Source organism: Cellulosimicrobium sp. NPDC055967 (assembly GCF_042269845.1).
GTDB lineage: Bacteria > Actinomycetota > Actinomycetes > Actinomycetales > Cellulomonadaceae > Cellulosimicrobium.
This window is the reverse complement of the sequence record NZ_JBHJYJ010000004.1, coordinates 270,450-282,730: the sequence shown is the minus strand read 5'-3', so window position 1 is coordinate 282,730 and position 12,281 is coordinate 270,450. Positions and strand designations below refer to the sequence as shown.

At 74.7% G+C, this 12,281-nt stretch carries 16 protein-coding genes; 10 read left to right on the top strand and 6 right to left on the bottom strand.

Annotation, left to right across the window (positions count from 1 at the left end; all coding sequences use genetic code 11):
• Positions 1 to 15: 15 nt before the first annotated feature.
• The 7 genes from aroH to ACFC2L_RS07980 all read left to right on the top strand — a co-directional run bounded on the left by aroH (position 16) and on the right by ACFC2L_RS07980 (position 5,970).
• Complete coding sequence (aroH, locus tag ACFC2L_RS08010) at positions 16 to 378, top strand: chorismate mutase (protein WP_375823734.1); 363 nt, start codon at positions 16 to 18, stop codon at positions 376 to 378.
• On the top strand, positions 375 to 1,139 hold the full coding sequence (cmk, locus tag ACFC2L_RS08005; protein ID WP_375823733.1) for a (d)CMP kinase: 765 nt from the start codon (positions 375 to 377) through the stop codon (positions 1,137 to 1,139). Before aroH ends, cmk begins: the two co-directional genes overlap by 4 nt.
• A 23-nt stretch (positions 1,140 to 1,162) precedes the next feature.
• Complete coding sequence (locus ACFC2L_RS08000) at positions 1,163 to 1,840, top strand: lysophospholipid acyltransferase family protein (protein WP_375823732.1); 678 nt, start codon at positions 1,163 to 1,165, stop codon at positions 1,838 to 1,840.
• Positions 1,837 to 2,775 carry an EamA family transporter gene (locus ACFC2L_RS07995; RefSeq protein ID WP_375823731.1) on the top strand — a complete coding sequence of 313 codons (939 nt, stop codon included), beginning with the start codon at positions 1,837 to 1,839 and terminating at the stop codon, positions 2,773 to 2,775. Before ACFC2L_RS08000 ends, ACFC2L_RS07995 begins: the two co-directional genes overlap by 4 nt.
• A gap of 78 nt (positions 2,776 to 2,853) precedes the next feature.
• Complete coding sequence (locus ACFC2L_RS07990) at positions 2,854 to 3,234, top strand: iron chaperone (RefSeq protein ID WP_375823730.1); 381 nt, start codon at positions 2,854 to 2,856, stop codon at positions 3,232 to 3,234.
• Positions 3,235 to 3,316: 82 nt separating this feature from the next.
• Complete coding sequence (der, locus tag ACFC2L_RS07985; RefSeq protein ID WP_375823729.1) at positions 3,317 to 4,870, top strand: ribosome biogenesis GTPase Der; 1,554 nt, start codon at positions 3,317 to 3,319, stop codon at positions 4,868 to 4,870.
• Positions 4,867 to 5,970: a hypothetical protein gene (locus ACFC2L_RS07980; protein WP_375823728.1), complete on the top strand. Its 1,104-nt coding sequence runs from the start codon at positions 4,867 to 4,869 to the stop codon at positions 5,968 to 5,970. The genes der and ACFC2L_RS07980 overlap by 4 nt, the downstream gene beginning before the upstream one ends.
• Here the strand turns inward: ACFC2L_RS07980 and ACFC2L_RS07975 are convergent.
• Positions 5,954 to 6,517 carry an NADPH-dependent FMN reductase gene (locus ACFC2L_RS07975; protein WP_375823727.1) on the bottom strand — a complete coding sequence of 188 codons (564 nt, stop codon included), beginning with the start codon at positions 6,515 to 6,517 and terminating at the stop codon, positions 5,954 to 5,956. The two genes, ACFC2L_RS07980 and ACFC2L_RS07975, sit on opposite strands and share 17 nt — an antisense overlap.
• A complete protein-coding gene (locus tag ACFC2L_RS07970; RefSeq protein WP_375823726.1) occupies positions 6,514 to 7,146 on the bottom strand; it encodes a YitT family protein in 633 nt (210 codons plus the stop codon). Before ACFC2L_RS07970 ends, ACFC2L_RS07975 begins: the two co-directional genes overlap by 4 nt.
• Positions 7,147 to 7,204: 58 nt before the next feature.
• On the opposite strand from ACFC2L_RS07970, the gene ACFC2L_RS07965 reads away from it, so the two are divergent.
• On the top strand, positions 7,205 to 7,675 hold the full coding sequence (locus ACFC2L_RS07965) for a MarR family winged helix-turn-helix transcriptional regulator (RefSeq protein ID WP_375823725.1): 471 nt from the start codon (positions 7,205 to 7,207) through the stop codon (positions 7,673 to 7,675).
• A gap of 14 nt (positions 7,676 to 7,689) precedes the next feature.
• On the opposite strand, the gene ACFC2L_RS07960 is transcribed toward ACFC2L_RS07965, so the two are convergent.
• Both ACFC2L_RS07960 and ACFC2L_RS07955 read right to left on the bottom strand, forming a co-directional pair.
• Positions 7,690 to 8,076 carry a hypothetical protein gene (locus ACFC2L_RS07960; protein ID WP_375823724.1) on the bottom strand — a complete coding sequence of 129 codons (387 nt, stop codon included), beginning with the start codon at positions 8,074 to 8,076 and terminating at the stop codon, positions 7,690 to 7,692.
• Positions 8,073 to 8,204 carry a hypothetical protein gene (locus ACFC2L_RS07955; protein ID WP_375823723.1) on the bottom strand — a complete coding sequence of 44 codons (132 nt, stop codon included), beginning with the start codon at positions 8,202 to 8,204 and terminating at the stop codon, positions 8,073 to 8,075. The genes ACFC2L_RS07960 and ACFC2L_RS07955 overlap by 4 nt, the downstream gene beginning before the upstream one ends.
• 63 nt (positions 8,205 to 8,267) lie before the next feature.
• Between ACFC2L_RS07955 and ACFC2L_RS07950 the strand changes: the two genes are divergently transcribed.
• Both ACFC2L_RS07950 and ACFC2L_RS07945 read left to right on the top strand, forming a co-directional pair.
• The gene (locus ACFC2L_RS07950; RefSeq protein ID WP_375823722.1) at positions 8,268 to 8,696 is read left to right on the top strand and encodes a hypothetical protein; all 429 of its coding nucleotides are present in this window, start codon (positions 8,268 to 8,270) and stop codon (positions 8,694 to 8,696) included.
• 62 nt (positions 8,697 to 8,758) lie between these two features.
• Entirely contained in the window at positions 8,759 to 9,307 is a 549-nt protein-coding gene (locus ACFC2L_RS07945) for a hypothetical protein (RefSeq protein WP_375823721.1), read from the top strand.
• Between the two features lie 163 nt (positions 9,308 to 9,470).
• On the opposite strand, the gene ACFC2L_RS07940 is transcribed toward ACFC2L_RS07945, so the two are convergent.
• Positions 9,471 to 11,321, bottom strand: a complete 1,851-nt coding sequence (locus ACFC2L_RS07940; protein WP_375823720.1) for an amidase family protein — start codon at positions 11,319 to 11,321, stop codon at positions 9,471 to 9,473.
• A gap of 71 nt (positions 11,322 to 11,392) precedes the next feature.
• Positions 11,393 to 12,139: a cohesin domain-containing protein gene (locus tag ACFC2L_RS07935; protein WP_375823719.1), complete on the bottom strand. Its 747-nt coding sequence runs from the start codon at positions 12,137 to 12,139 to the stop codon at positions 11,393 to 11,395.
• Between the last annotated feature and the right edge of the window lie 142 nt (positions 12,140 to 12,281).

Below are 12,281 nucleotides of genomic sequence, written 5' to 3'. Positions count from 1 at the left end.
GAAGGAGCACCACCCATGCCGGTCCGGGCGATCCGGGGCGCGACCCAGCTCGACGTCGACGAGCGCGAGCACCTCTTCGAGCGCACGCGCGAGCTCGTCCAGGAGGTGCTCGACGCGAACGCCGTCGACACCGACGCGCTCATCTCCGTCCTCTTCACGTGCACGCCCGACCTGGTGGCCGACTTCCCGGCCGCCGCGGCGCGCGAGATGGGGCTCGGCGACGTGCCGCTCATGTGCGCGACGGAGATCGCGGTGCCCGGCGCGCTGCCGCGCGTCGTGCGTCTCATGGCGCACGCCGACCTGGACGTCGAGCGGTCGGCCGTCCAGCACGTGTACCTGCACGGCGCCACGTCGCTGCGCAAGGACCTGGCCCAGTGAGCGCGGGGGGCGCCTCGGGCACCGGGAGCACCGGGGGTGCCGCGCTGACGATCGCGGTCGACGGTCCCTCGGGGTCCGGCAAGTCGAGCGTGTCCAAGGGCGTCGCGCGCCGGCTCGGGCTCGCGTACCTCGACACGGGCGCGATGTACCGCGCCGCGACCTGGTGGTGCCTGCACCGGGGCGAGGACCTCGCCGACCAGGCGGCGGTCGCGCACGCGGTGCGCGTCATGCCGCTGGTCATGGGGCTGGACCCGTCCGGGCCGACGGTGCACGTGGACGGGACCGACGTCGGCGAGGCGATCCGTTCCACGGAGATCTCGACGGCCGTGAGCGCGGTGGCGACCAACCTCGACGTCCGCGCGGAGCTGCGGCGCCTGCAGCGCGCGGTGATCGAGGCCGAGCGCACGCCGTCCGGGTTCGCCGGGGGGCGCGGGGTCGTGGCCGAGGGCCGGGACATCACGACGGTCGTCGCGCCCGACGCGGACGCGCGCGTCCTGCTCACCGCGAGCGAGGAGGCGCGCCTGGCGCGCCGCTCCCTCGACGTGCACGGGACGGCGGACGCCGCCGCGGTCGAGGCGACCAAGGACCAGGTGCTGCGCCGGGACCGGGACGACGCGACCGTCTCGCAGTTCCAGGTCGCGGCCGACGGGGTCGTGACGGTCGACTCGTCCGAGCTCGACCTGGAGCAGACGATCGACGCCGTGCTCGCCGTCGTCGAGCAGGTCACCGGGCGGGTGGTCGGCCCGCGCCAGGGCTCGTGAGCGCGGGCTCGCCGGAGGTGCGGGTGCCCTCGCCCGCGGGACCGGCCTGGTCGCGCTGGGTCGGTCGGTTCCTCGCGCGCGTAGTCTGGTCGACCCGGGTCCTCGGCGCCGAGAACGTGCCGGTCGACGGCCCCGTCGTGCTCGCCGCGAACCACACGGGCGTGGTGGACGGGCCGATCGTGCTGGGGGTCGCCCCGCGCCCGCTGCACGTCCTCGTCAAGGAGGAGATGTTCGTCGGTCCCGTCGGGTGGGTCCTGCGGGCCGCCGGCCAGATCCCCGTCGACCGCAGCGGCGGCCGGCGCGCGCTGGCGACCGGGCTGGGCGTGCTGCGCCGGGGCGGGGCCGTCGGCGTCTTCCCGGAGGGCAACCGCGGTCGCGGCGACGCGACCTCCGCCCGTGCCGGGGTCGCGTGGCTCGCGCTCAACGGGGGTGCGCGCGTCGTCCCCGTCGCCGTGCTCGGCACGCGTCGCACGGGCGAGGGCGTCAACCGGCTCCCTGGCCTGCGTCGCCGGCTGGTCGTCCGGTTCGGCGCGCCGTTCGCCGTGGAGCGGGCGCCCGGGGTGAGCGGCAAGCAGGCGCTCGAGGAGGCGAACGAGCGGATCCGCACCGCCCTCGCGGAGCTCGTCGCGGACACCGTCGCCACGACGGGCCTGGCCCTGCCCACGGACGACCCGAACCGGGAGCGGCGGGCGGCGCCGTGAGCATCGCCCGCCCGGTGGCGCACGTGGTGGGCGACCGTCCGGGCACGGGCGTCCTCGTCGGCCTCGCGTCCGCGCTCGCGTTCGGCGCGAGCGGACCGTTCGTCAAGCCGCTGCTCGAGGCGGGGTGGTCGCCGGGCGCCGCCGTCTTCGCGCGGGCGCTGTGCTCGGCGCTCGTCCTCGCCCCGGTCGCGGCGTTCGCCCTGCGCGGCAGCCACCGCCTCCTGCGCGAGGAGTGGCGCCTCGTCCTCGGGTTCGGCCTCGTCGCGGTCGCCGGGACGCAGCTCTGCTACTTCGCGGCCGTCGCGCGCATGCCGGTCGGCATCGCGCTGCTCGTCGAGTACCTCGCGCCCGTGCTGCTCGTGGGCCTCGCGTGGCTGCGCACGCGGCACGTCCCGCCGCGTCTCACGCTCGCGGGCTGCGTCGTCGCCGTCGCCGGGCTGGTGCTCGTCGTCGACCCCGCGGGCGCGCGCCCCGACCTCGTCGGGGTCCTCTTCGCCCTCGGCGCGGCCGTGGGCCTCGGCGCCTACTTCGTCCTGTCCGCGCGCCCCACCCGGCTGCCGGCCGTCGCGCTCGCCGCGTCGGGGCTGGGCGTCGGGGCGCTCGCGCTCGGCGCTGCCGGCCTCGTCGGCGTGCTGCCCTTCGCCGCGCCGTTCGTCGACGTCGCGCTCCTCGGGGCGTCCGCGCCCTGGTACGTGCCGCTCGCCGTCGTGGTCCTCGTGGCGACGGCGTTCGCCTACGTCTCCGGCGTGGCCGCGACCGTGCGCATGGGCGAGCGCCTCGCGTCGTTCGTCGGGCTGTCCGAGGTGCTGTTCGCCGTCGTCATCGCGTGGCTGCTCCTCGGCGAGGTGCCGAGCCTCGTGCAGGCGGCCGGGGGCGTCCTCGTCGTCGCCGGCGTGGTGCTCGTGCGCCTCGCGGGGTCGCCCGCCGCGCGGTAGGTTCGCGCGTAGCCGGCCGTGGGGCCGTGCCGTCGTGGGGTCCTGGACGCCAGCCAGCCGTGCGGAGGGGGAGAGCCGATGACCGACGCTCCGGGCAAGCCCACGACGGTCGACGAGTACCTCGCGACGCTGGCACCCCCGGCGCGGGACGTCGTCGCCCACCTGCGCGCCGTCGTCCACGAGACCGTGCCCGGCCTCGGCGAGCGCATCAGCTACGGCATCCCGACGTTCACGCTGGACGACCGCTACGTCGTCTACCTCGCGGGCTGGGCGCACCACGTCTCGCTGTACCCCGTGCCCGAGACCGACGACGAGCTGGCGCGCCGCATCGCGCGCTACCAGGACGGCAAGGGGACCCTGCGGTTCTCGCTCGCCGAGCCCGTGCCCGACGACGTCGTGCGCGCCGTCGTCCTCCGGCTCGCGGCCCGGGCGACGGCGCGCGACGGCGGAGCAGGCTGATCCAGCCGGCCGCAGAGACCCGCGAGGGCGCGCCGACGGGCCGGGTTCGGAGCCTGGCCCGCGGCCTGGGAGAATGGACCCCATGACCACACCCGACCCCGCCCAGCCCGGCACGCCCGGACAGATCGACGCCGCCGGGCAGGCCGAGGAGCCTCTGGCGCCCGCGGACCTCGCGGACCTCGCGGACCTCGCGGACTCGGCGGACGACGCGGCGCGCGAGCGAGCGCTGCGCGCCGGCCTCGAGGACTACGAGCTCGAGGACACCGACCTCGTCCTCCTCGACGCCGACGGCGAGGTGATCGAGGGCTACGAGCCCGAGGCGCCCCTGCCCGTGCTCGCCGTGGTCGGCCGCCCCAACGTCGGCAAGTCGACGCTCGTGAACCGCATCATCGGGCGCCGCGAGGCCGTCGTCGAGGACAAGCCCGGCGTCACGCGCGACCGCGTCAGCTACCCCGCCGAGTGGGCGGGTCGGCGCTTCACCCTCGTGGACACCGGCGGCTGGGAGGTCGACGTCGCGGGCATCGAGTCGAAGGTCGCCGAGCAGGCCGAGGTCGCGATCTCGCTCGCCGACGCCGTGCTGTTCGTCGTCGACGCGACCGTCGGCGCCACCGCGACGGACGAGCGCGTGGTCCGGCTGCTGCGTGAGTCCGGCAAGCCGGTCGTGCTGTGCGCCAACAAGGTCGACGGGCAGTCGGGCGAGGCGGACGCGGCCTACCTCTGGAGCCTCGGCCTCGGCGAGCCCTACCCCGTGTCCGCGCTCCACGGGCGCGGGACCGGGGACCTGCTCGACGCCGCCATGGCGGCCCTGCCGACCGAGTCCGCCCACGGCGAGGTGCGCCCGACCGGCCCGCGGCGCGTCGCGCTCGTCGGACGGCCGAACGTCGGCAAGTCGTCGCTGCTCAACAAGATCGCGGGCGCCGACCGCGTCGTCGTCGACGAGACCGCGGGCACGACCCGCGACCCGGTCGACGAGCTCGTGACGATCAAGGACGTCCCGTACGTCCTCGTCGACACCGCGGGCATCCGCCGCCGCGTGCACCAGACGAAGGGCGCGGACTTCTACGCGTCGCTGCGCACGCAGGCCGCGATCGAGAAGGCGGAGCTCGCGGTCGTGCTCGTGGACGCGTCCGTCCCGCTCACCGAGCAGGACACGCGCGTCATCTCGCAGGTCGTCGACGCCGGGCGTGCCCTGGTCATCGCCTACAACAAGTGGGACCTCATGGACGAGGACCGTCGCCCGTTCCTCGAGCGCGAGATCGAGAAGGACCTGGTGCAGGTCACGTGGGCGCCGCGCGTCAACGTCTCCGCGCGGACCGGCTGGCACACCGACCGGCTCGTCCCCGCGATCCAGCGCTCGCTCGACTCGTGGGACACGCGCATCCCGACCGGGCGCCTCAACGCGTTCCTCGGCGAGCTCGTCGCCGCCCACCCGCACCCGCTGCGCGGCGGCAAGCAGCCTCGCATCCTCTTCGCGACCCAGGCGTCCACGCGCCCGCCGCGGTTCGTCATCTTCGCGACGGGGTTCCTCGAGGCCGGGTACCGGCGGTTCGTCGAGCGCCGCCTGCGCGAGACGTTCGGGTTCGAGGGCACGCCCATCGAGATCAGCGTGCGCGTGCGGGAGAAGCGTAAGCGGTGAGCGACGGCGCGGCACACGTCCCCGCGGGGGTCACCCGGCGGGGACGTGCGCTGCGCCTGGGCGTCGCGCGCGACACCGCCGCGACCCGCCACCTCGTGACGTTCCTCGTCGTGACGGTCGCCACGGTGCTCGTCACGCGCTTCCTGCTCGCCGTCTCCGGGTACCCGCAGGTCGGCGGGGGAGACCTGCACGTCGCGCACGTGCTGTGGGGCGGGCTCGGCATGGCGCTCGCGGTCGTCGTGCTGCTGTCGTTCGTCGGCCCCGCGCTGCGGTCGCTCGGGGCGGTGCTCGGCGGCGTGGGGTTCGGGCTGTTCGTCGACGAGATCGGCAAGTTCGTCACGGCCGACAACGACTACTTCTACCAGCCGACCGCGGCGCTCATCTACGCGACCGTCGTGGTCCTCGTGCTCGTGGTCGAGGCGCTGCACGGTCGGCGCCGCCACCACCCGGCGGAGTACCTCGCGGTCGCGACGGACCGCGCGGTCGCCGGCGTCGCGGGCGGGTTCACCGACGACGCCCGCGGCGAGGCCCGGGCGCTCGTCGCGCTCGGCCGGGGCGAGCCCGGGGCGGACGAGGTCGCGGCGCTGGTCGAGGCCGTGCCGCGCGACGACGTCGACCTCCCCGACCCGGTCCGCGCGCTCGTGCGCCGCGCGTCGTCCTGGTTCGCCGCGGCGCTGGAGCGGCGCTGGGCGGCGGTCGTGGTCGTGGTCCTCGTGGTGGGGACCGCGGTCGGGTCGCTGCTCGCGGGCCTCCGCGTGCTCACCGGAGACATCGACGTGCCTGCGTGGGTCGGCGGCGGGATCGTCGTCGGGGTGGCGGGGACGATCGCGTGCGTCGTCACGGGCGTGGTGGCGGCGCGGAGCGGCCGGTCCGACGCCCGGCGCGCGGGCGCCGTCTGGGTCCGGCGTGGCGTGCTCGTCTCCCTGCTCCTCACCCAGCTCCTCGTGTTCCGGGCGCTCCAGTGGGTCGGCGTCGCCGGGCTGGCGGTGGACCTGCTCGTGCTCGCCGCGCTCGGCGCCGCCCTCGGCGGGGACGACGAGCGCCGCCGGACACCGCGGCACGGGTCGGACCAGGGAGCGCGCGTCAGCCGGCCACGGTGACCGGTCGCAGGAGGGCGGCGAGCCGGCGGACCTCGTCGAGCGTCCGCGCGGCGGCCCGTGCGAGCGTGCCGTCGTCCTGGAGGCGACCGTCGTCGTCGAGCCAGCGGCGCAGGTGGATCGTGACGGCGTTCGCGACGGGGACCATGCCGAGCGCGACGACGACAGGCGTGATCGCCTCGACCGCGCGCATGCCGCCCGACGACATCCCGTACGACACGAACCCGACGGGCTTGTCGCGCCACTCGTCCGCGAGGTAGTCCAACGCGTTCTTCAGCGGGGCGGTGTACCCGCGGTTGTACTCCGGCATGACGAGGACGACGGCGTCCGCCGCGTCCACGCGCGCGCTCCACGCGAGCGTGTGCGCGTGCACGTAGCCGCCGGAGTGCGCGTCGACGGGCTCGTCGAGGAACGGCAGGGCGATCTCGGCGAGGTCGGCGACGTCGATCTCGAGGTCCGGGTCGACGGGCACCTGGGCGAGGAACCAGTCGGCGACGGCGGGGGCGACGCGGGTGGGGCGGGTGCTGGCGACGACGACGAGCAGCTTCACGAGGGGTCTCCTGAGGGGGTGGGGAGGGAGCCGGCGCGGTCCGCGGGTCGCGGCGCTCGGACGGTGAACACGGTGAGGAAGGGCTGGACCAGCGGCCCGACGGTGAGCGCGTAGACGACGGTGCCGACACCGACCGTGCCGCCGAGCGCGAAGCCGACGGCCAGGACACCGAGCTCGATCCCGAGGCGGGACCAGCGCAACGACCAGCCGCGGGCGGCGAGGCCAGTCATGAGGCCGTCACGGGGGCCGGGTCCGTACCCGGCGCCGATGTAGAGGCCGGTGGCTGCGGCGTTGATGACGACGCCCGCGACGAGCATCACGATGCGCCAGGGGAGCGGCTCGACCGTCGGGAGGACGGCGAGGGTGAGGTCGACGAACACGCCGACGAGCACGACGTTCGCGACGGTCCCGAGGCCCGGGCGCTGACGCAGCGGGATCCAGAGCGCGAGCACGACGACGCTCGCCAGGATCACGACGACGCCCAGCGGCAGGCCGGTGGCGCGGGCGACGCCCTGGTGCAGGACGTCCCACGGGAACAGCCCGAGCTCGGCACGCACGAGCAGCGCGATGCTCGCGCCGAAGAGGGCGAGCCCGAGGAGCAGCTGGACGAGGCGACGTGTCGTTGACATGTCATCGATACAAGCACGAGGCTCGATGACATGTCAACGAGTGTGCGATGCTGGCCCCATGACCGACGTTGCCGAGCCTCGATGGCTCTCGCCCGACGAAGAGCGCGCGTGGCGCGGCTACCGCCGCATGCAGACCGTGCTGCCCGTCGCGCTCGCGCGCGACCTGGCGCGGGACTCCGGGCTGTCCGACCCGGACTACGACGTGCTCTCGACCCTGTCCGAGCAGGCCGGCCACCGGTGGCAGCTCCGCGAGCTGGCGGCCCGCATGCTCTGGTCCAGGAGCCGGCTCTCGCACCACCTCGCACGCATGGAGGCGCGCGGGCTCGTCGCCCGCGAGCCGGACCCCGATGACGGCCGGAACGCCGTCGTCGTGCTCACCGACCACGGGTTCGCGACGCTTGAGGCCGCCGCGCCCGCGCACGTCGAGTCCGTGCGCCGCCACCTCGTCGACCTCGCGACGCCAGCCGAGCTCGCGGCGCTCGCGGCACTCGCCGAGCGCGTCGTCGCGGAGGTGGGCGACCTCGAGTAGGAGCGCCCCGCGCGTCAGCGGATCCCGAGGGCCGCGCGCAACTCGCTCCCGCGTGTCACGACGACCGCGCCCTCGCGCAGCTCGGCCGGAAGGTGCGGCAAGAGGTTCCCGCGCGGCACCGCTGCCGGGCAGCCGACGGCGAGGATCGCCAGCGAGCCCGCTCTCGCGAGGTCCGTGACCGTCTCCCACGCCGCCAGCCCGACGATGTGGCTGAGCATCAGTCCACGCGAGACGTCGGTGCCGTAGACCTCGGCATCGCCGTCCTCGAACACAGCTCTCGTCAACTCGCCGGTGCGGACATCGCGCTCGACGTACGGATCGAGGACGGCGAGCAGGGCGCGGGCGTTGCAGTCTGTGGCCTCGCCGTCGACGAATCGCTGGAGGAACACGTCGAAGCTCATCGGGTGGCGTCCTTCTCGCTCGCGCGAAACTCGGAGAGGAGCGCTCTCAGGTGCACGAACGAGGGCAGCCCCACGTACACGCCCGGCCGCGCCAGCATCATGTCGAGGAGGTAGTCCCAGTCGCGCACCGGACGAACGTACCGGTGCGGGACGCGTGCCCGCACCGCGCACCGCTCGCGTAGGGTCGGCGCGTGATCACCCACGACGAGGTCATGGTGCGCTCGGCCGCGGCCGACGGCGCGTACCCGATGCTCACGCTCGACGAGTTCTTCGACGGCAACGAGCAGGAGGAGTCCCTCGCGCCGAACCAGTGGGGGTTCGGCCGTCCGCCGTTGGCTGAGATCGGCCGCAGGCTGCGCGAGCTGGAGCGGGACGACGCCGTCGCGTGGGTGCGGGTGCAGCTCCACGAGGAGACGTTCGAGGATTCCGTCGGGGACGTGCTCGCCGAGGGCATCGCGGTCTGCACCACGCTGGAGGAGCGGGTGGTCGACGAGCGCCTCGTCGTGGACGAGCTGCAGTACGACGGCGCGTTCGACGGGCTCGTGCACGAGGAGGGCGACTTCTCGGACGTCCCGGTCGTGCCCGACGGCTACCGGGTGCTGTCGCTGGTCTGGGACTGACGACCCTCGGCAGGACGGGACAGCGCGGTCAGCCCGTCTCCGGTGCCCTAGGGTCGAGGGCCATGACCGACCTTCCCCTCGCGGCCAGCCACGATGCCTTTCCGAACCACGTCTTCGACGCGTTCGGCGTCCCGCCGGCGCTGCTCGACGAGCGTATCGGCGGCTCCGTCATGGTCGTGGCCAAGCAGCCGACGGACGGGCCGTTCACACTCCTCACCGCGGGCGTGTCCCGGTTGCCGGTGGAGACTGGGCCTCCCGTCGAGCTGGCGGTCGAGGTGCCGGAGGGTCAGGAGGGCGCCGCGCTCGTCGCCCTGCGGATCGTGTGCGACGACATCGCCGTCAACCGCCGCACCCCACCGTTCGAGACGCCGTGGCGCAACGGTGACCCGTTCCTGTCCGGGACGCGGATCTCCGCGATCATGGCGACGGGCTCGCGGTGGGGTGCCGCGCTGGACGACGTGCTCGATCCGGCAGGGAGCGTGGTCGGCCACGTCCGCACCCTGCGGCTGCTCACCGACTCGGAGGCGCAGACCGCCGCGCAGTTCGGGTGGTCGGGACTCGTCGAGGAGGTCGGGTCGATCGACGCCCTTCTCGACGTCACGCGTCCCTGACCGCGTCGGGCGACGGCGTGGAGGTCGTCCGGGTCGCGCGACGGACGTGGTCGGTGGGCACGGTGACCCATGATCGAGCAACGCCCGACGACGGTCGGACCTGCGAGAGATCCGACCGTCGTCAAGCCGTGGAGGCGTCCGAAGAGACGTGGACGGTCCCAGCTCAGCCGAGCGGGCCGTAGAGCGCCGGGGAGGTCCGTGCCTGCGTCGCCTGCTCGAGCGCGAACGCGAGACCGAGGATCGGGCCCTCCTCGAAGTCACGGCCCAGGAGCTCGAGGTTGACGCCGCCGCCCGTGACGGTCGCGTCGGCCTCGGTCGCCTGTCCGATCGGCACCGTCACGGCGGGAAGGCCCGTGTTGGGGCTGAGCCGCAGGTTGGTGCCGATGGTCCCGTACGGGTTCGCGCTGGGGTAGACGAGCGCGTCGAGGTCGGCGTCGTCGAGCATCGCGGTGACGAGCTGCTTGCCCTCGGCGAGCACCTTCGTGTGCGTGCCCGCGGGGCCGGCCCACGCCTGGTACGTCTCCGGGGTGACGGCGTCGCGCGACACGTAGGTGCCGCGCCGCGACGGGACGTACCGCCCGGACTCGACGATGCCGGCCAGGGACCGGGCCTCGACGTCGGGCGAGAGGTGGTTCGCGACGTACTCGTCCAGGTCGTGCTTGAACTCGTTCGTCGAGCCCGACCCCTCGTTGAGCACGCTCGCGAACCCGTTCGGGAGGACCGGCGACCAGCTCGTGGGCGGCGTCACCTCGACGACGGTGGCGCCGAGCGACTCCAGCGTGGCCCGCGTCTGCGCCCAGAGGCGCAGGGTCGTGGCGTTGCTCCCCAGCATGGACGGCACGTACCCGATGCGGGCGCCGTCGAGCGCGTCCGCGTCCAGGTACTGCGTGTACGAGGCGGGGACCGCTCCCTCCTGGCGCGACGTCACGGGGTCCGCAGGGTCGACGCCCACGACCGCGTCGAGCGCGGCGGCCGCGTCCAGGACGCTGCGCGCCATGGGGCCGCCCGTGTCCTGGCTCAGCGCGAGCGGGATGATGCCGTCGCGGCTCGCGAGCCCGACCGTCGGCCGCACACCCACGAGCTGGTTGTACGACGACGGCACTCGGATCGAGCCGCCCGTGTCCGTGCCGAACCCGATCCCTGCGAGGTTGGCGGCGATCGCCGCGCCCGTGCCGCCGCTCGACCCGCCTGCGCTACGGCTCGTGACGTACGGGCTCGCGACGAGCGTGCTCGTCCCCGCGTCCTGGAACGCCGAGAACTCGGACACGAACCCGAACGCGAACTCGTCGAGGCTCGCCTTGGCGAGGATCACGGCGCCGTCGGCGCGCAGCCCGTCGACCATCGTCGCGTCCGTGGCGGTCTGGTTGGCGTCCCAGCACCCGCAGCCGCCCGTGGTGGGCATGTCCTTCGTGTCGTAGTTGTCCTTGACCGCGACGGGCACGCCGAGGAGCAGGCTCGTCATGCCGTTCGCGTCCCGTGCTGCGTCCGCGCGCGCCGCGGCCTCGAGCGCGACGTCGCTCGTCGTGATGATCGAGTGCAGGGGTCGCCCGCCCGCGCCCGTGTCGACGAGCGTCGTGTCGTAGGCCGCGATGCGGTCCAGGTACTCCTGGGTGATCGCGACCGACGACGTGACCCCGGCGTTCATCGCCGCCTGCATGTCGAGCACCGAGGCCTCGACGAGCTCGAACGGTCCGTCGTCGTAGATCATCCGCTGGGAGACGGCCGCGAGGTCAGCGACGGTGATCGTGCCGTCGCCGTCCGTGTCGGCCGCCGCGACGTCGTCCCACGCGGCGTCGTCGGCCGTCGCGCCGAGCGCCGCGGTGACGACGTCGAGGTCGGCGACGGTCACCTGGTCGTCGCCCGTGAGGTCGAGCTCGGTCCAGTACGGCGCGAGGAACGGCGCGGTGACGGGGGCCGCCGTCGCGGCGGGAGCCGCGGCGACGGCGAGCACGAGGCCGGTGACGCTGAGCGCGGCGAGCCCGCCCGCCGCGGCTCGCCGGTGGATGGTGGGCACGGGCTGCTCCTTCATGGTGGTGGGCCGTCGTGGTGCGCGGTCGGCGGGTGCGACGGGCGTCGGGTCGTGGCTCATCGGGAGACCACCGCCCGGCGCCGCGCCCAGAGGATCCCGGCACCCACCACGACGGCGAGCAGCGCGGCACCGGCGAGCCAGGCGACGCTCCCGCCTGTCGAGGCGAGCGAGCCCGAGCCGGTCGAGGTCGACGGCGAGTCGGACGCGTCGTCGGCCCCGGGGGCGGTCGTGCCGTCACCGGTCGGCGGCGCGGAGGTCGCGCCGTCCGTCGGGTCGCCCGTGGGCGGTGCCGTCACGACGGCGGTGACGGTCGTCGTGGCGGACGCGGCGTCGGTGAGCGACGCCGTCGTGCCGTCGGCACCGACGAGGGTGGCCGTGGGGACGGCGAACGGAGCGTCGCCCCCGGCCACGGCGGTGAACGTGAGGGTCGCGAGCGTGACGTCGCCCTCGAGGCCGGGGGACGTGCCGAGCCGCGTGTGCGTGACGGCGACTGTCCCGGACCCGTCGTCGGCCACGTCGGAGAACCCGCCGTCGGGCGTGACGGCGGAGTCCTCGACGAGCTCGACGAGGTCGGGGTCGTAGGAGACCGCCAGGTCGTAGGCGTAGAGGTCGACCGCTCCGGTCGCGGCGACCGTCACCGTGATCGGGGCGCCGGCCTCGACGCTCGACGGCGCGTCGAGGGCCACGGCGGAGACGGACGGCGCGGCGTGCGCCGGGGCGGTGAGGGCGGTCGCGGCGACCGCCAGGCCGCCGACGAGCGCGGCGCGCCGGCCGAGCCGTCGGCGCGAGGGAGAGGGCGTCATGGAGGAGCTGGTCCTTCCTCGGGCGCGCGCCGACTGCGCGCACGACCGTGGTGGTGGTGGAGCCCCCTGCCGGGACCGATGCTCACAAGAGCCTGTTTCCCGGGCGTTTCACGACGGTTAGCGCGAGCAACGAAGGGTGTCT